At 37.7% G+C, this 23,178-nt stretch carries 24 protein-coding genes; 21 read left to right on the top strand and 3 right to left on the bottom strand.

Annotated elements, in window-relative coordinates:
- Positions 1-26 precede the first annotated feature (26 nt).
- The gene (gene plsY / locus BSEPE_RS00890; protein WP_066042690.1) at positions 27-611 is read left to right on the top strand and encodes a glycerol-3-phosphate 1-O-acyltransferase PlsY; all 585 of its coding nucleotides are present in this window, start codon (positions 27-29) and stop codon (positions 609-611) included.
- Here plsY and BSEPE_RS00885 read toward each other — a convergent pair.
- Positions 601-1,371, bottom strand: coding sequence for an ABC transporter permease (locus BSEPE_RS00885; RefSeq protein WP_066042687.1), 771 nt, complete (start codon positions 1,369-1,371; stop codon positions 601-603). The two genes, plsY and BSEPE_RS00885, sit on opposite strands and share 11 nt — an antisense overlap.
- Position 1,372: 1 nt before the next feature.
- On the bottom strand, positions 1,373-2,284 hold the full coding sequence (locus tag BSEPE_RS00880) for an ABC transporter ATP-binding protein (protein ID WP_066042684.1): 912 nt from the start codon (positions 2,282-2,284) through the stop codon (positions 1,373-1,375).
- Positions 2,285-2,369: 85 nt separating this feature from the next.
- Between BSEPE_RS00880 and BSEPE_RS00875 the strand changes: the two genes are divergently transcribed.
- Genes BSEPE_RS00875 through BSEPE_RS00785 form a run of 20 tightly spaced genes read left to right on the top strand, consistent with a single transcriptional unit; the run spans position 2,370 to position 21,730 of the window.
- Positions 2,370-3,890, top strand: a complete 1,521-nt coding sequence (locus BSEPE_RS00875; RefSeq protein WP_066042681.1) for a dihydrolipoyllysine-residue acetyltransferase — start codon at positions 2,370-2,372, stop codon at positions 3,888-3,890.
- On the top strand, positions 3,883-5,286 hold the full coding sequence (lpdA, locus tag BSEPE_RS00870; protein WP_066042678.1) for a dihydrolipoyl dehydrogenase: 1,404 nt from the start codon (positions 3,883-3,885) through the stop codon (positions 5,284-5,286). Before BSEPE_RS00875 ends, lpdA begins: the two co-directional genes overlap by 8 nt.
- Positions 5,287-5,288: 2 nt before the next feature.
- Positions 5,289-6,137, top strand: a complete 849-nt coding sequence (locus BSEPE_RS00865; protein WP_066042675.1) for a BRO family protein — start codon at positions 5,289-5,291, stop codon at positions 6,135-6,137.
- A complete protein-coding gene (locus BSEPE_RS00860) occupies positions 6,130-7,389 on the top strand; it encodes an adenine nucleotide alpha hydrolase family protein (RefSeq protein WP_066042672.1) in 1,260 nt (419 codons plus the stop codon). Before BSEPE_RS00865 ends, BSEPE_RS00860 begins: the two co-directional genes overlap by 8 nt.
- Positions 7,390-7,404: 15 nt before the next feature.
- Positions 7,405-8,691 carry a hypothetical protein gene (locus BSEPE_RS00855; protein WP_066042669.1) on the top strand — a complete coding sequence of 429 codons (1,287 nt, stop codon included), beginning with the start codon at positions 7,405-7,407 and terminating at the stop codon, positions 8,689-8,691.
- A gap of 32 nt (positions 8,692-8,723) precedes the next feature.
- A complete protein-coding gene (locus BSEPE_RS00850; protein ID WP_066042666.1) occupies positions 8,724-9,293 on the top strand; it encodes a hypothetical protein in 570 nt (189 codons plus the stop codon).
- Positions 9,293-10,021, top strand: coding sequence for a hypothetical protein (locus BSEPE_RS00845; RefSeq protein ID WP_066042663.1), 729 nt, complete (start codon positions 9,293-9,295; stop codon positions 10,019-10,021). The genes BSEPE_RS00850 and BSEPE_RS00845 overlap by 1 nt, the downstream gene beginning before the upstream one ends.
- The gene (locus tag BSEPE_RS07940; RefSeq protein WP_157059356.1) at positions 10,008-10,160 is read left to right on the top strand and encodes a hypothetical protein; all 153 of its coding nucleotides are present in this window, start codon (positions 10,008-10,010) and stop codon (positions 10,158-10,160) included. Before BSEPE_RS00845 ends, BSEPE_RS07940 begins: the two co-directional genes overlap by 14 nt.
- Positions 10,161-11,003, top strand: a complete 843-nt coding sequence (locus tag BSEPE_RS00840; protein WP_066042661.1) for a hypothetical protein — start codon at positions 10,161-10,163, stop codon at positions 11,001-11,003.
- Between the two features lie 9 nt (positions 11,004-11,012).
- A complete protein-coding gene (locus BSEPE_RS08110; protein ID WP_066042658.1) occupies positions 11,013-12,245 on the top strand; it encodes an HNH endonuclease family protein in 1,233 nt (410 codons plus the stop codon).
- Positions 12,246-12,276: 31 nt separating this feature from the next.
- The gene (locus tag BSEPE_RS08225; RefSeq protein WP_331710351.1) at positions 12,277-12,522 is read left to right on the top strand and encodes a Fic family protein; all 246 of its coding nucleotides are present in this window, start codon (positions 12,277-12,279) and stop codon (positions 12,520-12,522) included.
- 4 nt (positions 12,523-12,526) lie between these two features.
- Positions 12,527-13,351, top strand: coding sequence for a DNA ligase (locus tag BSEPE_RS00825; protein ID WP_231893505.1), 825 nt, complete (start codon positions 12,527-12,529; stop codon positions 13,349-13,351).
- Between the two features lie 46 nt (positions 13,352-13,397).
- On the top strand, positions 13,398-14,054 hold the full coding sequence (locus tag BSEPE_RS00820; protein WP_066042654.1) for a protein-L-isoaspartate O-methyltransferase family protein: 657 nt from the start codon (positions 13,398-13,400) through the stop codon (positions 14,052-14,054).
- 12 nt (positions 14,055-14,066) lie between these two features.
- Entirely contained in the window at positions 14,067-16,442 is a 2,376-nt protein-coding gene (locus tag BSEPE_RS00815) for an efflux RND transporter permease subunit (RefSeq protein ID WP_066042651.1), read from the top strand.
- Between the two features lie 20 nt (positions 16,443-16,462).
- Positions 16,463-18,019 (top strand): L-aspartate oxidase, encoded by a 1,557-nt coding sequence (nadB, locus tag BSEPE_RS00810; RefSeq protein WP_066042648.1) that lies wholly within the window; start codon positions 16,463-16,465, stop codon positions 18,017-18,019.
- On the top strand, positions 18,016-18,564 hold the full coding sequence (def, locus tag BSEPE_RS00805; RefSeq protein WP_066042645.1) for a peptide deformylase: 549 nt from the start codon (positions 18,016-18,018) through the stop codon (positions 18,562-18,564). Before nadB ends, def begins: the two co-directional genes overlap by 4 nt.
- A 47-nt stretch (positions 18,565-18,611) precedes the next feature.
- Positions 18,612-19,532, top strand: a complete 921-nt coding sequence (gene dusB / locus BSEPE_RS00800) for a tRNA dihydrouridine synthase DusB (RefSeq protein WP_066045968.1) — start codon at positions 18,612-18,614, stop codon at positions 19,530-19,532.
- Positions 19,519-19,749, top strand: coding sequence for a helix-turn-helix domain-containing protein (locus BSEPE_RS00795; RefSeq protein WP_066042642.1), 231 nt, complete (start codon positions 19,519-19,521; stop codon positions 19,747-19,749). The genes dusB and BSEPE_RS00795 overlap by 14 nt, the downstream gene beginning before the upstream one ends.
- Positions 19,750-19,759: 10 nt before the next feature.
- Positions 19,760-21,298, top strand: a complete 1,539-nt coding sequence (gene purH / locus BSEPE_RS00790; protein WP_066042640.1) for a bifunctional phosphoribosylaminoimidazolecarboxamide formyltransferase/IMP cyclohydrolase — start codon at positions 19,760-19,762, stop codon at positions 21,296-21,298.
- Positions 21,299-21,307: 9 nt separating this feature from the next.
- Complete coding sequence (locus BSEPE_RS00785) at positions 21,308-21,730, top strand: hypothetical protein (protein ID WP_066042636.1); 423 nt, start codon at positions 21,308-21,310, stop codon at positions 21,728-21,730.
- Between the two features lie 67 nt (positions 21,731-21,797).
- Here BSEPE_RS00785 and dbpA read toward each other — a convergent pair whose 3' ends face one another.
- On the bottom strand, positions 21,798-23,177 hold the full coding sequence (dbpA, locus tag BSEPE_RS00780; protein ID WP_066045965.1) for an ATP-dependent RNA helicase DbpA: 1,380 nt from the start codon (positions 23,175-23,177) through the stop codon (positions 21,798-21,800).
- Position 23,178: the final 1 nt, after the last annotated feature.

The raw sequence follows: 23,178 nt of genomic DNA, 5'->3' as shown, positions 1-23,178 counted from the left end.
TCAAACTTTTATTAAAAGAGACCGCTATGTTACCTATTTTGATTACTATTGGCTATCTAATCGGCTCAATTTCCAGTGCAATCTTAGTCTGTAAAGCCTTCGGACTTCCCGACCCTCGTACACAAGGCTCAAATAACCCAGGTGCCACCAATGTATTGCGCATCGGCGGTAAAAAAGCCGCTGCCATCACCCTAATTGGCGACGGTGCCAAAGGGGCAATTCCCGTGCTTATTGCTCAATATTTAGGGGTTGATTTATTAACAACAACCTTCGTTGCTTTGGCGTCATTCTTGGGGCATGTTTATCCAATTTTCTTTGGATTCAAAGGTGGAAAAGGCGTAGCAACACTACTAGGTACGCTATTTGCGTTGAATATTTTTGTCGGTTTGAGTTTCGCTTTGATTTGGATCTTCATTGCCAAAGTGTTGAAAATTTCTTCTCTGTCTGCATTGATTGCCACCCTACTCACTCCTGCTATTTTTTATTTTTTAAATGGCAAAGATTTAAATGCAACTTATGTGATTTCCCTTATTTGTGTATGGGTTTTCTTTACGCATAAAGATAACATTCAAAGAATTATCTCAGGTGATGAAGGCAAAATTAGGTCTTAATATTTACCCCTCTTTTCAGCAAATAAAGCGACACCGAAATAAGGATAACAATCATCACAATTAACAGCAATATTGAAGTTGCAAAATCAGAAGTACTCGTACCCAAAAAGCCCAATCTAAAACTGTCTACCATATAATAAATCGGGTTGAACTGACTCGCTGACTGCCAAAATTCAGGCAGGATTTCAACACTATAAAACATTCCGCCAAGATAAGTCATCGGCATCAAAATAAAGGTAGGAACAATAGAAATATCGTCAAAAGATTGTGCAAATATCGCATTAATAAATCCCGCTAAGGAAAATAAAATCGCAGTCAATAAGAAAGTAACAAGGGCAATCGGCACAGAATAAATCTGAAAATCTACAAAGAATGAAACCGCAATAAACACGCCAATACCGACAAAAAATCCACGGGCTACACCACCCGAAACATAGCCCAACAAAAGCACCCAATAAGGCACGGGCGATACCAGAATTTCTTCAATACTGTGGTTAAATTTTGCCAGGAAAAATGAGGAAACCGTATTTGAATACGAGTTTTGAATCACCGTCATTAAAATAATGCCAGGAATGATAAACTGCAAATATCCCACACCTTGCATTGCTCCAATGCGTTCACCCATCAAGCCACCAAAAATTAAAAGGTATAGAGAAGTGGTGATAACCGGTGGGAAAATTGTCTGCAACCAAATCCGTGAAAATCTCAGGATTTCTTTAATAACAATGGTTTTGTATTGGATGAATATATTATTTTGCATATTATTTCTCAATCAAATTTAAAAACAAAGTTTCTAAGCGATTTTGTGCACTTTTCACATGGGTAATTTCAACACCTTTTTGCGCAAGATTTTGCAATATTTGAGTAATGCTAACGCCAGATTCTACCAATACCTCTAAAGAATACTCATCTAATTTTGTGATTGAAAAATCCAAATCTGTTGGCATATCCGTCAATTTTTCCGCACTTTCTAAAATCAACACTTGTTGCGAAATTTGTGTCAATAATTGCTTCATACTGGTCTGTTCAACCACTTTTCCTTGATTAACAATAGCAATATTTCGGCACAGAGATTCTGCCTCTTCTAAATAATGCGTGGTCAAAATAATGGTCATCCCATCCCGATTTAATTCTTTAAGAAAAGCCCACATTGAACGACGGATTTCCACATCAACACCCGCACTTGGCTCATCTAAAATCAGAATTTTCGGCTGATGAATCAACGCTCTTGCCAACATTAACCGCCTTTTCATGCCGCCCGAAAGCGACTTCGCCATATCACGGCGTTTGTCCCACAATTCCACGCGTTTAAGCAAAATCTCAGCATTTTTTCTCGCCTCACTGCGTTCAATACCGTGATAACCCGCCTGATTAATCAAAATTTCTTCAATCGGCTCAAAGGGATTGAAATTAAATTCTTGTGGCATCAAGCCAATCAACCCTTTTACTTTGGCAACATTTTTTGATTGATTGAGTCCCAGTACGCTGATTTCACCTGCTGTTTTTTCTAATAATCCGCAAATAATGCCAATCATTGTCGTTTTTCCGGCGCCGTTACTACCCAATAAGGCAAAAAAGTCGCCTTCTGTTACCGATAAATTCACCCCTTTTAAGGCATAAAAATTGTTGGCATAAGTTTTTGTAAGGTTATTAATTTCAAGTGCTCTCAACATAGGCGAATATTATCCACTTTTAATACGCTATCAGTAATATTTATGCGATAATTACCCACTTTAAAATTGCACTATATTTTGACCTATGTCTGACATTAAAAATGTACCTTTACCTGATATCGGCGACTTTGACGAAGTTGAAGTTATTGAGATTTTAGTATCTATTGGCGACACAGTCGCCGAAGATGACGGCATAATAACCCTTGAAAGCGACAAGGCATCGATGGAAATTCCTGCCCCTTCAGCGGGTATTATCAGCGAAATAAAAGTTAGCCTTGGCGACAAAATTAAACAAGGCGACATTATTTTATCCATCGAAAGTGAAGAAAAGGACGCTGAGGTTATTGAAGAAGTGGTCAATACTAAACCAAAAAGCATGCCTGTTGTCGTCCCCGACATCGGCGATTTTGACGAAGTTGAAGTTATTGAAATCTTGGTCAATGTCGGCGATGAGTTGTCCGAAGAAGACGGTATTATTACCCTTGAAAGTGATAAAGCTTCTATGGAAATCCCAACGCCACTTGCGGGCATAGTGCTTGATATTAAAGTTGCTTTGGGTGATAAAATTAAGTTGGGCGATTTAATTTTAAACATAGAAAGCACAGGTGCTTCAACGCCAACACGAAGCCCTGCCGAGCAAACACCAACACCAGTCACCGCACCGACACATACAACGCCCACCCAGAAACCCACACCGAAAACCTTTGACCAATCTGTGTCAAATATGCCAAAAGGCACTTCTCACGCCTCACCTTCTATTCGTAAATTGGCGCGTGAATTGGGCGTTGATTTGTCAAATGTATCGGGCACAGGGCAAAAAGGCAGGGTGTTGGAAGATGACCTAAAAGGTTATGTTAAACAAATTATGTTATCGGGTGGCACAGGCGGTGCCTTACCAAAAACACCTGTTATTGATTTTTCTAAATTCGGCGAAACTGAAACCTTGGCGCTTTCAAGAATCAACAAATTATCAGGCAAACATTTAACGGCATGCTGGTTAAATATACCGCATGTCACGCAGTTTGACGAAGTTAATATTGACAAAATGGAAGTCTACCGACAAGCGCAAAAAGCCGCAGGCGTAAAACTAACCCCGTTAGTCTTTATTATGAAAGGCGTGGTGCAAGCATTGCAAATACATCCACGATTTAATGCGTCTTTAGATGAGTCGGGCGAGCATTTAATCCTTAAAAAATACTTTAATCTTGGCATTGCCATGGACACGCCGAATGGTTTGGTCGTCCCTGTGATTCGCGATGTGGAACAAAAATCGTTGCAAGAACTTGCCACAGAATTAGCTGAAATTTCCGCAAAAGCTCGTGATGGCAAACTTAAACCTGCTGATATGCAAGGTGCAGGGTTTACCATTTCTAGTCTTGGTGGCATCGGTGGCACACAATTTACACCAATTGTCAATGCGCCAGAAGTGGCAATTTTGGGTGTTTCTCGCTCATTTAACAAGCCTATTTGGAACGGCGAAAATTTCACACCCGAATTAACCTTGCCGCTTGCCCTATCGTATGACCACAGAGTCATTGATGGCGCACAGGGTGGTCGCTTTATGGCGCAACTGAATACAATCTTACGCGAGGCAGATTATGATTAAAACGCAAGTTGTTGTTATTGGTTCAGGCCCAGGAGGCTACACGGCTGCATTTCGCGCGGCAGATTTAGGCAAACAAGTGGTGCTAATTGAACGCTATGAAAGTTTGGGTGGCGTGTGCTTAAATGTCGGCTGCATCCCTTCAAAAGCTTTACTTCACACCGCAGAAATCATTAACGAAGCCGCAGAAGCAAAACATCTTGGTGTGACATTCGGCAGTCCAGAAATCAGCATTGACGGCGTACGAAAGAACAAAGATGCCGTGGTTGCTAAATTAACAGATGGCATTAAAGCCTTGGCAAATGCAAGAAAAGTGAAAGTAGTCAAAGGCTACGGGAAATTCATTTCCAACACCCAAATTGCTATTGAGGGCAGTGACGAAATCGTTGAATTTGAACAGTGTATCATTGCCGCAGGCTCTCGCGTTAGTAAAATCCCTGCTTTTCCATTCGACGACCCACGCGTAATGGACTCAACCGATGCTTTAGAATTAGACAGTGTGCCAAAACGCTTATTGGTCGTTGGTGGTGGTATCATCGGACTGGAAATGGCAACGGTTTACGCGGCATTAGGCAGTGAAATCACGGTGGTAGAATTGTCAGACCAACTGATTGCAGCGGCCGATAAAGACATTGTTGCCCCACTATTTAAACGCATTAAAAAGCAATACGAAAATATCTTTCTAAACACCAAAGTTACCAGTATGGACGCACAAAATGACGGCATAAAAGTCGGCTTTGAAGGCAAAAATGCACCAGAAACAGATACTTTTGACAAAGTCTTGGTATCCATTGGTCGCAGTGCAAATGGCAAACTAATTGACGCCAATAAAGCAGGTGTTAATGTTGACGACTGGGGCTTTATCAAAGTCGATAAACAAATGAAAACCAATGTAGAAAATATCTACGCCATCGGCGACATCGTCGGCCAACCTATGCTCGCCCACAAAGCCGTTCACGAGGCCAAAGTGGCTGCTGAAGTTATCTGTGGACACAAATCAGGCTTTGATGCATTGACCATCCCCTCAGTCGCCTACACCGACCCAGAAGTCGCCTGGACAGGTAAAACTGAAAAAGAATTAAAAGCAGAAGGTATTGATTATGAAGTCGGAAAATTTCCATGGGCAGCCTCAGGAAGAAGTTTAAGTATCGGCAGAAGTGAAGGTATCTCCAAAGCCCTATTCGACAAACACACACACCGTATTTTAGGCATGGGCATCTGCGGTACTAACGCAGGTGAGCTCATCGCCGAACCCACCCTTGCCATTGAGATGGGCTGCGATATGAGTGACATTGCACTCACCATCCACGCCCACCCAACCCTCAGCGAAACTACTGCTTTCGCCGTTGAAATGGCAGAAGGCACGATTACCGACTTACTGCCACCGAAGAAAAGATAATAATGGCTGAAAAAATCACAAGAGCTCCACAACTGTTTGAAGATTTTAAAATCCGCCGTCATTTTGATAAAGAACAAGAGAAATGGTTTTTCTCAGTGATTGATATTGTCGCAGTTTTGACTGAACAGCATAACTACAAAAAAGCAAAATCTTATTGGAGCACCCTTAAAGAAAGACTAAACAAAGAAAACTCTCAGTTGGTCACAAATTGTGACCAACTGAAATTACCGGCAGCAGATGGTAAAAAATATCTCACCGATGTGGCAGACACCCAAACCCTTTTTAGAATTATCCAGTCCGTCCCCAGTAAAAAAGCCGAACCAATTAAACTTTGGCTTGCAAAAGTAGGCAACGAGAGAATCCAAGAAATCACCGACCCTGAACAGTCGCTTAATCGCGCTAGAGAAAATTGGCAGAAAGCAGGCAGAAGTAAAAAATGGATTGAAAAGAGAATGAGCGGGCAAGAAACCCGTAACAAACTTACGGATTATTGGCAAGAAAATGAAGTTAAAACAGGCTTAGAATTTGCAACACTTACTAACATTATTCACTCTGAATGGAGCGATCTATCAGTCAAAGAACACAAAGCACTTAAAAATTTAGACACTCAAAACTTGCGCGACCATATGAGCGAAGCAGAATTACTTTTTACCGCTTTAGCAGAATTGTCCACCCGCCAAATTGCACAAAGTGATGGTGCAATTGGCTTTAATGAAAACAAAGAATCTGCCAAGAAAGGCGGTAGTATCGCCAAAAATGCTAGAAAAGAATTAGAACAAAAAACTACGAAAAAAATTGTTAATGACAACAACTTTTTAAATCCAAATAGTTTAGGCAAAAACGATGAATAATAAGCCACACATTGTTAAATTCTCAGGGGGTAGGTCGTCAGGCATGATGTTGATGAATCTACTTGAAGAAGGTCAGCTTGATCCAAAACGAGGTGATATCATTATCTTTAATAATACTTCTGCTGAACATTCTGCTACTTATGAATTTACTCGACAAATGAAAAAAATGTCAGAGGAGCAATATAATATTCCATTTTTTTGGATTGAATACCAAACTTATGAGGATTCAAGTGGTACTTATCAATGGTCAAGAAAACCTTCTTATAAATTAGTTAATGACCAACCTCTTAGTCAAGATAATCTTGGCGGTTATCGTTATAAGGGAGAAGTATTTGAAGAAATGATTTCACTTGGCGGATTTTTACCAAGTATGGTGTCTAGAATTTGCACTATATCAATGAAAATTTTTATCACTAATGCTTTTTTAAGTGACTGGTTTGCACAAAAACAAGGTATTGAGAGATTAGGGCATTATGGTAAAAATCCTAAAATGTCAGATGATGATGTTAAAAAAATACATAAAAAGAATGGCGGTAGCGTTCCAGAGGCTATCTTGCTGTCTAAAAAAGAATTTGTTAGAAGTTGTGCGTTTGTTAGAGAAAAACAGTTTTGGCAGGATTGGACAAAAGCAAATATCATCATTGACAATGAAGACTTGGTAGAAAGTGTTATTGGTAATAAAGCACAATTATATGGTGATTTAGCAGTGGATTATGTATCAGTCCTAGGTATTAGAAACGATGAGCAAAGACGAATAACTAAAATTGAAAATAGAATTGATGAAGCTCAAGAAAATCAAGGAAAATCATTATTTAACCAACCTCATGGTGAAAGTATTTACGCCCCATTGGTTGATAATAATATTACTCAAGAACAAGTAATAGAGTTTTGGGAGCGACAAAACTTTAATTTAAAATTATCCAATACAGGGCTTTTTTCTAATTGTCTTTATTGCCCACTTAAAAGCAAAGCGAAATTACAGCAGATTGCCACTTTGCAATTGGAAAAAAATATTGACAAAGACACGCCAGAAAGCATAGACTGGTGGATAAATATAGAAAAAAAATATAGTCGTGATTTAGTTGCAGAGGGCAGGCCTATTACTAAAGAAAACACTAAATTTGTGGGTTTTTTTGGCGGTATTAATAAGTTTGTTTTTGAAGACATTAAAAAGAAAGTTGATAGTGGCGAAAAAATTGATCCAGAATTATTAAAGTTAGATAGTGCTATTCCGTGTAACTGCACCGATTAAAAGGAGAATAAAAAAATGTCAAAATTGTATTTTAGAACAGGCGAAACTGAGGGCTTTACTTCTAAGAAATTAGCTGATAAAAAGAGTGGATACGCTAATCCTATTAGAGAATTATTACAAAATAGTTTAGACGCTTCTAAAGATGCGGACAATAACAAATGTGAGATAAATATTTATATTGAAAGTATTAATAAGACCACTATTCCGCACATAAAAGACTATGAAGACACCTTAAATACAGCAATTGAATTCCACAAAAGTGTAGATAGTTATAATCATAATGCAGAGCAAATAGTAAATACCATTCAGCAAGAATTAGGAAAAGATAAATTAAAAATTTTAATGTTTGTTGATAATGGTAAAGGCATGTCACCCGATATATTGAACGGTCTAATTGGTGAAAGAAGTGTAAAGTCTAGCGAAGGGTCTGGTGGTTCGTTTGGTGTTGGGCATTTATCGCCTTATTTTTTATCATCTCTTCGTTATGTCTTATATGCTAGTAAATACAAAAACAACGACGAGGTTATTAAAACTTTATTTAGCGGTACACCAATTTTGGCTGGTTTCGAAGACGATGACGCAACTCGAGGAGCTACTGGCAGAATTTTAAAAAGTATTCCAGAGAATGAGAACAAACCAAAATTTATTTTTCCGACAATATACCCCAGTTTTATTCAAAATAAAATGGATAAATTGGAAGCTACTGGTTCAATGGTGGCGATTTTAGGGTTAAACAAAGAATGGGATAAAGAGGCAAATTACGCTATTGTTAGTAATTTTTTCTATGCCATCAACAAGCAAGAATTAATAGTAAAGATTGACCATGACACTATTGATAAAAGTGATATTGATAGATTGTTAGAAAAAAATCAAGATAATACAAGAGCAATGGATGGCAACATCTTATGCGGTAGTGATGTTTATCAAGCGTGGCTAGCGGTTAAAAATAATAACCACAAATCAAAAATTGATTTAGATAATGGTGACGAGGTTTGTGTTCATATTAGAAATAATATTGAAGCCAATTCAGTTATTGTCTTGATTAGAAATGGTATGCTAATTGCTAGACATGACAAAATGCTTGCTAATGAAATAAACAGTCTTAGAAAAAATGAAGACTTTGAACCATTTTCAGTGGTAATTAATGTTGATGATAAAGAATGTCCTAAATTATTTGAACTAATCAAAGGGGCAGAAAATCCATATCATAATAAATTAGAAAAAAATCGTCTTATTAAAAAAGATGAAAAACAGCTAAAAGCATTACTGAAAGAGTTAAGCGAAAAAATAAAATCTTTTTAAAAGCAAGAGATAGAAGTGGATCTTTAGTGTCAATGCCTTTATTGGAAATTCCAAATAAGGCTGAAGCACAGGGTTCAAATACTAGTCGACCTAGGAGTCAAACACCCAAAGCTAAGCCTAATGCTAATAAGCCAAAGCCACCTATCAACAAAGTAAAAACGACCAATAAAGGTAAAAAACGACCGGCACCTATCATTGTTAGTAGATATTTAGAGGCAAAAAATTCAATGAGAATGAAAGATAAGGGAGGCACTATCGATATTGAATTAAATATAACGCCACAAAAAATTGAAGCAAAAGATGAGGTTTATTTATCAATGAGTTTAGCACAAGATAAAGACAATGATGAAAGTGGAAACGCCTTAGATTTTATTAGTTTGTCGATAGATGGGGTGGATATAGAAATACCAGAGTTTGTGGAAGTAGAACAAGAGGATGGAAATATTGAAAAACAAGAAGCAGACAAAACCCAAATTAAATTAGGAACATTGTCAGAGGCACAGACTTATAGCGTAGAAGCTACAATCAAAAAACCGAAAAATATCAAAGATATTAGTGTGGCTCTAAGGCCATTTTTAGGCTTAAAACAAAGGAGTAAATAATGACTGATGATTTAATATTAAGTTTCCCAGTTTTAAAAAATGGTGGCGGTGATTTTTTAGATGGTATTTCTTATGTTGTAGAGGCAACACAAGCACAAAATAATAGAAAGCTCTACATTACTCATACACTTAAGGGAAATTCCTTTATTTCTCAACTTATAAAAGATAAAAAGGCTAAATTTTCTGTGGCTTTGTTTTATAAAGATAACGCCGAAAGACAAAAGTTTGTTTGTGAGGATTTTGATTATAATGATAAGTCCAAAGAGATTACTTCTAAACAAGAAATAAATATTGATTTTCGTTACGCACCTGAAATAACACCAAATATTATCATTTTTAAAGATGTCAAAATTACTGTTGATAATAATTCTGGTTTAAGTGGTTTTTGGAATGGTGAAATATTTACTATTCCCGCCTATGCAAGAATAGCACATTATTCAAAATTAAAATTTACCAGTGGTGATGTATCTTCATTGATGTGGAAAGATATGGAGGAAAGTTACAGCAATGGTGTTATTAGAACTATTGTTGATGTAAATAAAGGAGAAGGGGAGCAGCCTATTAAAATTATTTGTGCTCAAGATGTTTATGACGAATTGGATAAAGGCTTTTCAGGCAATATAATGGATACAAAAATGGCAATGAGGCAATCAATTGTTACGCAAATTTTATGTGCTGTTTATGCTCATATGAATCAGATAAAAGACAAAACAGATGACAATTCATAGTGGGTTGTTAATGCATATGGAAAATGTAAAGGAGCAGACAGGACAAGATTGGGAAAATGAAAATGATTTCAATCCAAGTTTTGCTGCCACAAAAATGATACCTTATGATATTGAAGCCTTAAATAAGGAGGATAACTAAATGACTGAATATAAAAGAATTGATGAGAGTGCTTGGAATAATTTTGGGAAAAGTCTTTTAAATAATAAGGGGTCTGATGAACAAATAGAATTTTTACAAATTTGTAGAAATGGTAAAAAAGATTTTTTAAATTATTTAAATGAAAAATTAATCAATGATAAAGACATAATAATAGAGGGAGGTAATATATATTTTGACCATCAATTTACCGAAGCGGAATTTAGATTTCCACCAATAGATACTCAAAAAATAATTTGGGATGCTTTTGAAAAAGTAGAGCGAGAATATATGGGATATTGTGGTTTTTGGGGTAATGTGATTATCAATATGATTAAATATGATTGTATCAAGCCTGAATATTTGGCTTCTAATTTAAACGGCGTTAATGAAACGGGAATTTATATGCTTGATAGTGCTATTACTTCTGATGATAACAAGAAAGTAGATGACTGTGTTCGTAGAATTCTTCGCTCCATGGGTAATCCAGCACCTCGAGGAAAACGAATTGTGTTTAATGATTTTTATTTGGGTAAGGCGTATTGGCGTTGGAATTGGGCAAACAAGATGTCAAACGAAATTAGTTTGAATTTTGAGGAAATACTAACAATTTTTGACGAAACAAGTTATGGTGTTTTTTCTGAAAGAATGTTTTCAAAAGATAGTTATATCAGCCAAATTAATACGCTTGGTGGTCTTTTGTTGTTTTTAAATGAAAATAATTTAAAAGGAAAATTAAACAATGTCATTAAAACAATCTCATATTTAAGTGCTTGGAAGGCTATAGAAATTCAAACTCCCGAGTTAAATAGAGAAGAAATAAAATTAATTGCTAACAATTTATAAGGAAGAAACATGAAAATTAATCCTCAGCCTTTACCACTAATCTCAATCAGTAGAAGGCAAAATGAAATTAATCCTAAACCACAATATCAAAGACCCGAGGTATGGTCAGATAAGAAAAAACAACTATTGATAGATACAATATTGCGAGGCTATGATATGCCTAAAATCTACCTTACTAACAGTAGTAACAATAAATATAAATATGAAGTTATTGATGGACAGCAACGGTTGAGAGCTATTTGGGGTTATTATAATAATGATTATTCATTAGGTGATGATAGTATAAATTTACCTATAGGGAATTTATCGGGTAAAAAGCATGAACATTTACCAATTGATGCCAAAGATAAATTAGATGCTTATGTTTTATCTGTAGTATTCATTGAAGATGCTTCTGATGTAGAAATTAGAGATTTATTTTCACGATTGCAAAAAGGAATGCCATTAAATGCTCCAGAAAATAGAAATGCTATTATGGGAAATATGCGTGATTTTATTGCTGAATTAACAACTCATAAAGTGTTTCAAATTATTCCCGTAGAAGATAAAAGATATAAATATGCAGACTGGTTGGCACATGTAGTTTGCTTAGAATTAGCAGGTGGTGAGACGGATATTAAAGCTAAAAATTTAAAAGAAATGTATCAGAATAATGTAAATTTTGATGTTGAGTCTAAAGAAGCAAAAAACATTAAAAAAATACTTAATTTTATTTTTGATGCATTTGATGAAGTTGTGCCAGAATTAAATGTTCAATGGGGATTCATTGATTTTTATTTATTGATTTCACTACTTTCAAGAGAGTATATCACAAATAATAAAAAACAAGATTTTGCAGCTTTTTATGTTGGTTTTGAGCAAGAAAGAAGAAGTGTTGAAGACCCGTCAGAATTGATAGAACAAAATGATACTTGGGCAAAAGATTTGTATGATTATATTGATGCATTCAAAGCAGGTGGGGTGCGTAGAAATATAAAAATTAGAAATGAGGTTTATACACATAAATTATTTAGAGAAATTATGAATTTAGAAACCAAGGATGCTCAAAGGGCATTTGATGCAAATCAAAAAATAGTCATGTGGCGTAGAGATAATGAAAAATGCAAACAATGCGGGTGTGGAATTGAGTTTAAAGATATGCATGCTGACCATATTATCCCTCATTCAAAAGGTGGAAAAACAACTATAGAAAATGGGCAAACTTTATGTGCTAGTTGTAACTTAAAGAAAGGTAATGGTTAAAAAAAACCGTGAATAACCACAAAAAAATACGATAATTCTTGATAATTGCAATAAGGATACCCACCAAGTAACCCCTCAAGTAAGCCCCCAAGTAAAGCGGCTGATTTTAATCATAAATGGCGAGATGAGCAAAAAAGAATTAATGCTTGTCTTATCATTAAAAGATGCTAAGAATTTTCGTCAACGCTATTTATTACCTGCAATATCTAATAACTTAATTGAAATGACGCAACCAGATAAACCCAATAGCCCAACGCAAAAATATCGATTAGTTTAAAGATGTGAAAACAATAATCAAAATATTGTGTTTGTTGTGTTTGCCGAGTTTGTTGTTAGCGGTAAATAAGCCAGATTTATTTCTACTCAAAACTTATGATGATAAAAAGTCTGTTGTGGGTTGGGTGAAGAGTGAAAAGCTTGACGGGATAAGAGGTTTTTGGAATGGGGAACAATTATTAACGCGTGGTGGTCAACAAATTATGGCACCTGATTGGTTTGTTGAGAATTATCCGCCATTTTCGATTGACGGTGAATTATGGACGAAGCGTGGGAATTTTGAAGAAATTAGTAGTATTGTTAGACGCAAAAATCCTGATGAACGCTGGCATAAAATTAGTCATCAAATTTTTGAAGTGCCAAATCAAGATGGTGGATTGTTGAATAGATTGAAGGTTTTACGCAATTATTTAAAAAATCAAGCGAATACGCCGATTAAAATTATTAAACAATATCCGATTACCCATCAAAATCAAGTTAAGAAATTTTTGCGTGATATTGTACATAAAGGTGGTGAAGGCGTAGTGGTGAGAAACCCAAATACTGCTTATCAAACAGGTAGATTGAGCTCGGCACTTAAAGTGAAACAATATTTCGATACGGAGTGTGTGGTAACAGAAATTTTGCCTGGCAAAGGAAAATACACGGACAAGATGGGTTCACCATTATGTAAAACCAAAGATGGTACAATGGTTAAAATTGGGTCAGGATTTACAGATGTTCAGCGTGAAAACCCACCTACTATTGGTACTAGCGTTACTTTTAAATATTATGACTTAACGAAAAAAGGAAAATTTAAATATCCTGTGTTTTTACGCGTTAGACCTTAATAAATATATTAAAATTACAAGCATTGTTTTTAACAAAAAGATTGATATGGATAATATACAACAAGCAAGACAAAATGCTATTGATTCGCAAATTCGCCCTTGGGGTGGATTGAATTACATTGCCAATAATGCGTTGATGGGCACACCAAGAGAGGTTTTTGTACCTACGGCGTATCAGAATTTAGCTTTTGCAGATATTGAAATTCCTTTAACGAATAAAGCAAAAATGTTCAGCCCTAAAATTGAGGGTCGCTTACTGGATGCGCTTAATATCCAGAAAAACGAGACAGTTCTAGAAATTGGCACAGGCAGTGGCTATCTGACTGCAGTGATTTCAAAGCTATGTAAATCTGTTGCTAGCGTTGAGATCGATGAAGAACTTAGCCAAAGTGCAGGGGCAAAAATTAAAGAATTAGGTATTAATAATGTATCGCTTGAAGTGGGTGATGCATCTGAAGGTTGGCAGTCCAATGACTTTTTTGATGTGGTTATCGTTGGCAGTTCGGTACCAAAAATCACAGGTCGTTATTTCCATTTGTTGAATGTTGGTGGTCGCATTTTTGTCATTGAAGGTGTGGGCAATGCAATGCAAGCAAAATTAATTACGCGTATCAGTGAGCACGAATGGGTCACCAAATCTCTATTTGAAACACACTTAGATACGATGCGAGGCTTAGAATCTATAGAAAAATTTGAATTTTAAAAAAAACTTGAAATGAAATATTTTTATAACTTTGTGTTAAAAAAATCAGGCTATAGCATTGTATTGTTATTATTTGTGCTTGGGTTTTTTATATTGCAAATTCCCAATTTTCAATTGGATGCCTCCTCAGACTCTTTAGTTTTAGAAGGAGATAACAATCTTCGTTATTATGAAAACATCAAAAAGAATTATGGCTCTGATGATTATTTAATCATCAGTTACCAAGTTAAAGACAATCTTCTTGCTCCTGAACAACTTGAGCATTTAGCGCGTTTCAGAAAAGACCTGAAAACCGTTGATCAAGTTAAAGCAGTGACCACTATTTTAGATGTACCTTTATTTCAATCTCCACCCTTGTCACTAACAGAGTTAGCCTCTAAAAATATCTCTATTGATAACGGTAATGCCAATCTTGTACTTGCCCTCGAGGAATTTAAAACATCGCCATTGTATGCAGATAATTTAGTCAGTAAAGACGGTAAAACCAGTGCGATTTTAATCACCCTTAAGGGTAATGAAGTTTTTGCACAACGACGTCAAAAACGCAATACGATGCGCATTCAAAGAGCAAATAACGAACTCTCCACAGAAGAATTAACACAGTTAATCAGCCTTGAAAAACAAGTATTGCAAGATGCAACAACCCAAAGTGATTTACAGGCAAAAACGATTGCAGAAATTCGCACTACCATCGGTAAATATCGTGATAAAGCAGGGTTATTCTTAGGTGGCTTACCAATGATTACCACCGATATCATTAGTTATATTAGCAGTGATTTAGTGGTCTTCAGTATTGCCGTTATTGGCTTAATGACACTTATCTTGGCTTTCATTTTTAAAGGTATTCGCTGGGTATTGATACCGATTGGTATCAGTATTACTGGCGCATTAACGATGACAGGCGTACTGGCGTTTTTAGGTTGGAAAGTCACAGTTATTTCCAGTAATTTCTTCTCATTACTACTGGTAATGACACTCTCAGTGACCATTCACTTGGTGGTGCGTTATCGAGAATTGGCACAGAATGACCCTGATTTAGATTATATAACACTGATTAAAACCACTTTGGAACAAATGCTCAAGCCGTGTTTATTCACGACACTAACAACAATTGCCGCCTTTGGCTCCCTACTAATTAGTGGCATCAGACCAGTCATTGATTTCGGCTGGATGATGTCAATTGGTGTTACCATTGCTTTGGTTTTGTCATTTATTATCTTCCCGATAATAATGAGTTTTTTACCTAAGGCAAAAATTCAAACCTTTAATACTGAATTAGGCATCACTAATAGTTTAGCAAGCTTTACTGAGAAATTTGGCAACCACTTATTAATCGTTTTAGTTTTATTTATTGGCATCTCAGCGGTAGGCATTAGCAAATTAAGTGTTGAAAATCGTTTTATTGATTACTTCAAAGAAAGTACTGAAATCAATCAAGGTTTAACCTTGATTGATAAAAAACTCGGTGGCACCATTCCACTAGAAATCGTCTTTGATGATTTAGCAGAAGACTATTGGTATGACGAAGATTTACGGGTTGATATTCATAAAATTCATCAATATTTAGACTCACTTAATGAGACTGGCAAGGTGCTTTCCATTGACACACTGATGCAAATATTGGCACAAGCAAATGATAATACCCTGCCCAATGGCTTCTTCTTAAATATTATTAAGAATCAGATTTCAGGCGCTGCTAGAACGCAGATAATCGACCCATACCTCTCCGAAGACAGCGGTCAATTACGCATGGTTATTCGCATTCGTGAGACCAATACAGAACTTAAACGCGCAGCATTAATTGAGAAAATTGAACATTTTATCAGCAAAGATATTGGCTTTAAAAAGGATACTTTCCACACCACAGGTATGCTGGTGCTGTATAACAATATGCTACAAAGTTTATTTGATTCACAGATAAAAACCATTGCTGTGGTGTTTGCAATGATTTTTATTATGTTTTTATTTATCTTTAAATCTTTTACGCTTTCGCTGTTAGCAATCATTCCAAATATGTTGCCATCACTCTTTATTTTAGGCATTATGGGTCTGATGAATATTCCACTGGATTTGATGACCATTACTATTTCAGCAATTGCTATTGGTATTGGTGTTGACAATGCTATTCATTACATTCATCGTTTTCAAGAGGAATTTCAAAAAGACAAGGACTACCTTGCCACCATGTATCGCTCGCATAATTCTATCGGTTTGGCTATGTTCTATACCTCTATCACTGTCACTTTGGGCTTTTTAATTTTGGCACTTTCAAACTTTATCCCTAGTATTTATTTTGGCGTGTTCACGGCGATTGCAATGATTAGTGCACTACTTGCCAACTTAACTTTGTTACCAAAATTAATTTTAATGGTTAAGCCAAAAATCTAAGCGAACGAGCCATCAAACTAATGTCTGCACAACAACACTTTGATGTTCTAATTATTGGCACGGGCAGTGCAGGGCTAATGAGTGCCTTACAACTCTCTAACGACTTGTCCGTCGCCTTAATTGCCAAAGATAAATTGTTAGAGGGTAGCTCTTATTACGCACAAGGGGGGGTTTCGGCAGTATTAGACATTGCTGATAATTTCCAATCCCATATTAGCGATACGCTATCAACAGGTTGTCATTTGGGTGATGAAAAAGTTATTCGTTTTATGGTAGAACACGCGCCAGATGCGATTCAATCTTTAGAACAAGCTGGTGTTATTTTTACGCAAGAAAAAGACCGCTACCATCTAACCACTGAGGGTGGGCATAGCAACAGGCGTGTTGCCCATGTCGCAGATAAAACTGGGCAATCTATTCAGATGAACTTATTAAAAAGTGTTAGAAAAAAAGACAATATCCACCTTTTTGAAAACTTTATTGCCGTTGATTTATTGACAAAAAATAATCAGTGCCATGGCGCCTATGTGCTCAACAAGTCCAGCCATAAAGTTGAAAATTTCATCGCTCACCAAACTGTTATTGCCACAGGTGGCGCCTCTAAATCCTATCTTTATACTTCCAATCCAGATACCTCAACAGGCGATGGTATCGCCATGGCATACCGTGCGCAATGCAACATTGTCAATATGGAATTCACACAATTCCACCCAACTTGCCTATATCACCCGCATGCAAAATCGTTTTTAATTTCAGAGGCCCTGCGCGGTGAAGGCGCCAAACTTACCCTACCGAACGGCGATGCATTTATGCATAAATATGACGACCGCCTCGAACTCGCACCTCGCGATATCGTCGCCAGAGCAATCGATTCAGAAATGAAAGAAAATGGATTTGATTGTGTTTATTTGGATATCTCCTTCAAAGAAAGAGCATGGATACAAGCACATTTTCCAACCATTGATGACAAATGCGCTTCATTTGGTATTGATATTTCTCAGCAACCTATTCCCGTCGTCCCTGCTGCCCATTACACCTGTGGTGGTATTCAAACTGACCTTAATGCACGAAGTAATTTAAACAACTTATATGCCGTTGGCGAAGTCGCTCATACTGGCGTTCATGGGGCTAACCGCATGGCAAGCAACTCCTTGTCGGAATGTATTGTATTTGCTAAAACTTGTGCTCAGCACATTAATCAACAACCCTTTAAACAACCTTACCCAGACTTTGACAATTGGGATGCATCAAAGGTAAGCCTGTCTAAAGAAAAAGTAATGGTATCGCATTTATGGGATGACATCAGGCGTATTATGTGGAATTTTGTCGGCATTGTTCGCAGCAACAAACGCCTACACACCGCACAAATGCGTCTGACACAAATCCAAAATGAAGTGGATGAATATTACCGCTCATACCTGATTTCAAGTGACTTAATTGAACTCAGAAACCTCATTACTACAGCACAAATTATTGTTAAATCTGCAATTTCAAGAACAGAAAGTCGTGGTTTACATTACAATATAGATTACCCAAATACATCCGATATTATTAAAAATACTACTATAAAACTATGATATTGCCTATTTTAAAATTCCCAGACAAGCGCTTACGCACCAAAGCCATCAAAGTTGAAACGGTGAATGCCAGCATCAAAGCCTTAGTTGCCGATATGTTTGAAACCATGTACGCCGAAGATGGTATTGGCTTAGCTGCCACGCAAGTTGACCGTCATATGCAAATTGTAGTGATGGATGTACCGGATTCAGGGGAAGACTACCAACTGTTGTTAAAAAAGCGTGAAAGTAAAACAAAAAAACCACTTGAAGCAAAACATCCATTGTGTTTTATCAACCCAAAAATTATCGAGAAAGGGGGTAAAGAAACACATTCAGAAGGCTGTCTATCGATACCCAGTTATTACGCAGATGTTGAACGATTTAACCATGTTGTGGTTGAGGCCCTTAATGAAAATGGCGAGTCCTTCACCTTAGAGGCGCGCAATTTATTGGCCGTTTGCATTCAGCATGAACTTGACCACTTGAAAGGTATTTTATTCGTTGATTATCTTTCTAAACTTAAACAACAAAGACTCAAAGAAAAGTTTAGAAAATCCAAGTGATTCAAATCGGCCCCTACCAACTCAACTCTCAGGTGTTATTGGCACCGATGGCAGGCACCAGTGACAAACCATTTAGAATGCTATGTCGAGCGCAAGGTGCGGCACTAACGACTTCCGAAATGGTGGTAATCCAACAACATTTACTCAATACTAATAAAACCAAACAGCGCTTGGATTTTTTAGGGGAATCTGCCCCGATTAGCATTCAGATTGCAGGATCTGAAGCCAAAGAATTAGCCTTGTCCGCACAAAAAGCCGTTGAATTTGGTGCTGATATTATCGATATTAATATGGGCTGCCCCGCCAAGAAAGTATGTAACAAAGCCGCAGGTTCGGCACTTATGCAAGATGAAGCCCTAGTCGAAAACATCCTTAATTCAGTTGTCAGTAGCGTTGATGTACCCGTGACTTTGAAAATACGCACCGGTTGGAACCGTGAAAACAAAAACGCGCCAACCATCGCCCAAATCGCCCAAGAAGCTGGCATTCAAATGCTCAGTATCCATGGCAGAACCCGTGCGGATAAATATAACGGAAAAGCCGAATACGATACCGTTGCCCAAGTAGTCTCACAAGTCACTATCCCCGTGATTGCCAATGGCGACATTACTTCCGCTGAAAAAGCCAAACGCATATTAGACGAAACAGGGGCAAGTGGCGTTATGGTCGGTAGAGCGACGCAAGGTAACCCATGGATTATCAGAGAAATTGACCATTATTTAAAAACAAATACACACGCCAAACCGATTGCATTAACCGTAAAAAAACAAACTGCCATTGAGCACATTCAGCAAATTCATGTTTTTTACGGCGAAGGATTGGGCGTGCGCATTGCCAGAAAACACATTCTTTGGTATTTACAATATTTTTCAGATAAACCTCAATCTTGTTGGGCAAAAATTAGTAAAATTGACACTTCTAAACAACAACATCAACACTTCAAAAATTGCATCCATGAACTCGACTGATTTACCCGCTTGCATTAACGCAAAATTAGAGCACTATTTCTCCCAATTAAAAGGCGAAAAAGCGACTGGCGTACACAAAATGGTGATGAATGAAGGTGAATCGATTACCCTTAAATTCGTGTTAGATAAAGTTGGGCAAAACCAGAGTGAAGCCGCCAGGATTTTAGGTATGAATCGCGGCACACTTAAAAAGAAAATTGAGCTTTATAAACTTTAAGAGATTAAAAATGATAAATCGCGCATTAATTAGTGTTTCTGATAAAACAGGTGTACTTGAATTGGCAAAATTATTAGCCAGTAAAAACATCGAAATCCTATCCACAGGTGGTACAGCAAAATTATTAGCCGACAATAATATCCCTGTTATCGAAGTATCGGATTACACTGGCTTCCCAGAAATGATGGCAGGTCGGGTAAAGACTTTAAACCCAAAAATCCATGGTGGCATTTTAGCGCGTCGTGGCATTGATGAAGCGGTTATGGCAGAAAATGACATCAGTCCAATCGATTTAGTCGTGGTTAACCTTTACCCTTTCCAGGAAACCATTGCCAACCCAGATTGCACCTTAGAAGATGCAATTGAAAATATTGACATTGGGGGCCCAGCAATGTTGCGTTCAAGCGCCAAAAACCACGCCTCAGTAACCGTTATCGTTGACGCATCTGACTACCAAATAGTAATGGATGAAATTACCGAAAACGGCGACACTTCATTAGCCACTAGAGTCAAATTAGCCTTAAAAACTTTCGAACACACCGCCCAATATGATGGTGCAATTGCTAACTATTTAGGCAAAGGTGAAGGGGGCTTTTCAAACACAATAAACTTGCAATTCCACAAAGTGCAATCAATGCGTTACGGTGAAAATCCGCATCAAAATGCAGCTTTCTATGTTGAAAATAACATTACTCAGGCTTGCGTAGCATCTTCAACGCAATTCCAAGGTAGGGAAATGTCATTCAATAATATGGCAGATGCAGATGCCGCCTTGGAATGCGTTCGTAGTTTTAACGAGCCTGCCTGTGTGATTGTTAAACATGCTAACCCTTGTGGTGTTGCCGTTCGTAACAATATTTTTGATGCTTATGACGATGCTTTCAAAACCGACCCCACTTCTGCATTTGGTGGCATCATCGCCTTCAATCGCAATCTTGACAAAAAGACCGTAGAAATCATTATTGAGCGTCAATTTGTCGAAGTCATCATTGCCCCAAGTGTGGATGATGATGCCAAAGCCGTATTATCAACCAAACAAAATGTTCGTGCCTTAGAGTGTGGCAATTTAAGCAAAGCCCAGCCATCTCTTGACTACAAGCGCGTCACAGGTGGTTTGTTAGTTCAAGACAAAGACCTTGGCGTAATTACAGCTGACGATATAAAATGCGTTAGTGAAGTTCAGCCAACTTCAGCGCAAATGAATGATTTAATGTTCGCCTGGAAAGTTGCAAAAACCGTTAAATCAAACGCCATCGTTTATGCTAAAAACCAAATGACCATCGGCATCGGCGCAGGACAAATGTCCCGCGTCTATTCTGCCAAGATTGCTGGTATCAAAGCTACCGATGAAAATTTAGTGGTCGAAGGTTCCGTCATGGCATCCGACGCCTTCTTCCCATTCAGAGATGGCATCGACGCCGCCGCAGAAGCAGGTATCAAAGCCATTATCCAACCTGGTGGCTCAATGCGTGACGACGAAACTATTAAAGCTGCCAACGAACACGGCATCGCCATGGTCTTCACTGATATGCGCCATTTCAAACACTAAGGGGGAGCAATGAGCACTGAAACCATCAAGGTGTTCCCAGAAGTTACCACTGTTATTTTGAATGACGATTCCACAGTTGCGTCCGTGACTCAGGAATATTATGACCTTGACAAAGTTAAAGTACACATAAAAGAGAACATACGATTAGTGCGACAGTATGAAAAAATGGGTTACTACAACCTTGCCAAACCTGAGTTTATCAACGAAGTGATTACCACTTTTACCAATTTAGAACTAAGCAAAAAAGATGTGATTCGGGTGAACAATTTTATGGATATTCAAGGCCCAACTGAATGCAACCGAGTTTGGCAATTACCCGATGAAGCGAAAGTAGAAGTCTCACAAAAATTATATGGCTTTGAGATAACTTACGACAGTGAAAAATGGGAAGATTTTACCATTAAGCCCCTTAACGACAATCCTACTGATTAACCCTAATCCAAAAATAGAAAATGCAAATCTGACGCCATATTTACACTTTCTATCTTTGGATTAGGAATTAAGACAGAATCCTCACTCTAAAAGTCCTACCTTTGAGTTTGTCATTTTGAATTTTTTGCAAGGCTGTTTTTACCAATTCTGAACTGACAGCGACATACGACCAATTACTCACCACATTAATTTTGCCAATTTTATCACCTGGGATGCCATCCTTGCCTGTTAATCCACCGACAATATCACCAGGGCGTAGCTTTTGTTTTTTACCACCATCAACTTTCAGCGTGGTCATTAATGGTCGTTTAATTGGTTTGTGTAAATAATTATCACTCGGCAATGGGCTAGTGCAATCAACCCAGTCAACATCTAATAATTCTAATTTTCGTGTTTCTTTATCGTTATACAAAGTGCAGGCAATGCCATGCTTTCCCGCCCTGCCTGTGCGTCCAATGCGATGTGTATGTACCTCGGGGTCGTGTGCAACATTAAAATTAATCACCATATCCAAGTCATCAATATCCAGTCCTCGGGCTGCTACATCAGTTGCCACCAGTACTGACACACTGCCATTGGAAAAACGAATTAAGGCCTGGTCTCGTTCTCGTTGGTCTAAATCCCCATGGATAGAAATTGCATAAAACTTATAATAAGCTAATTCGTCTGTCACATCCTGTGTGTCGCTCTTGGTATTACAAAATACCAGTGCGGCGTTGGGTTTGTGTTTTGCTAGCAATAAACGCAATGCTTTCATTCGTTCATCATCTGTATTAGTCAGGTGAAAATATTGTTTAATGGTTGACCCTTCTTCAATCGAAGGCGCTTCAACAATAGTGGGGTTTTGCATTACCTTATCCGCAATTGACATAATTTCCTTAGGGAAAGTGGCACTGAACAACAAAGTCTGGCGATTTTCTGGCACCTTCTCAATAATCTCGTCAATGGTATCCTGAAACCCCATATCCAACATCCTATCTGCCTCATCCAGCACTAGCGTATTAACAGCCCCCAACTTCAATGTACCTTTACGCAAATGCTCCTCAATCCGCCCTGGTGTCCCCACTACAATATGCACCCCATGCGCCAATGACCCAATTTGCGGACCAAACGGTGTACCGCCACACAGCGTCAACACCTTGATATTATGCACTGCTCTGGCTAATTTTCGAATCTCACTCGCCACTTGGTCTGCCAACTCACGAGTCGGACACAATACAATTGACTGTGCCTTAAACGAAGTTACATCTAATTTCTGCAATAACCCCAGTCCAAACGCCGCCGTCTTCCCCGACCCTGTCTTACCCTGCCCAATCACATCGTCCCCCGCCAAAATTACCGGCAAACTCAATGCCTGAATAGGTGTCATTGACTCATACTCTAAACTACTTAGGTTTTTTAGCAAATCTGGATTTAATTTTAATTCAGAAAAATCAGTCGTATTCACA

It is taken from the genome of endosymbiont of Bathymodiolus septemdierum str. Myojin knoll (genome assembly GCF_001547755.1).
In the GTDB taxonomy this organism is placed as follows: domain Bacteria; phylum Pseudomonadota; class Gammaproteobacteria; order PS1; family Pseudothioglobaceae; genus Thiodubiliella.
Note: the sequence above shows the minus strand (reverse complement) of the source record. Positions and strands in the feature narration are given on the sequence as shown.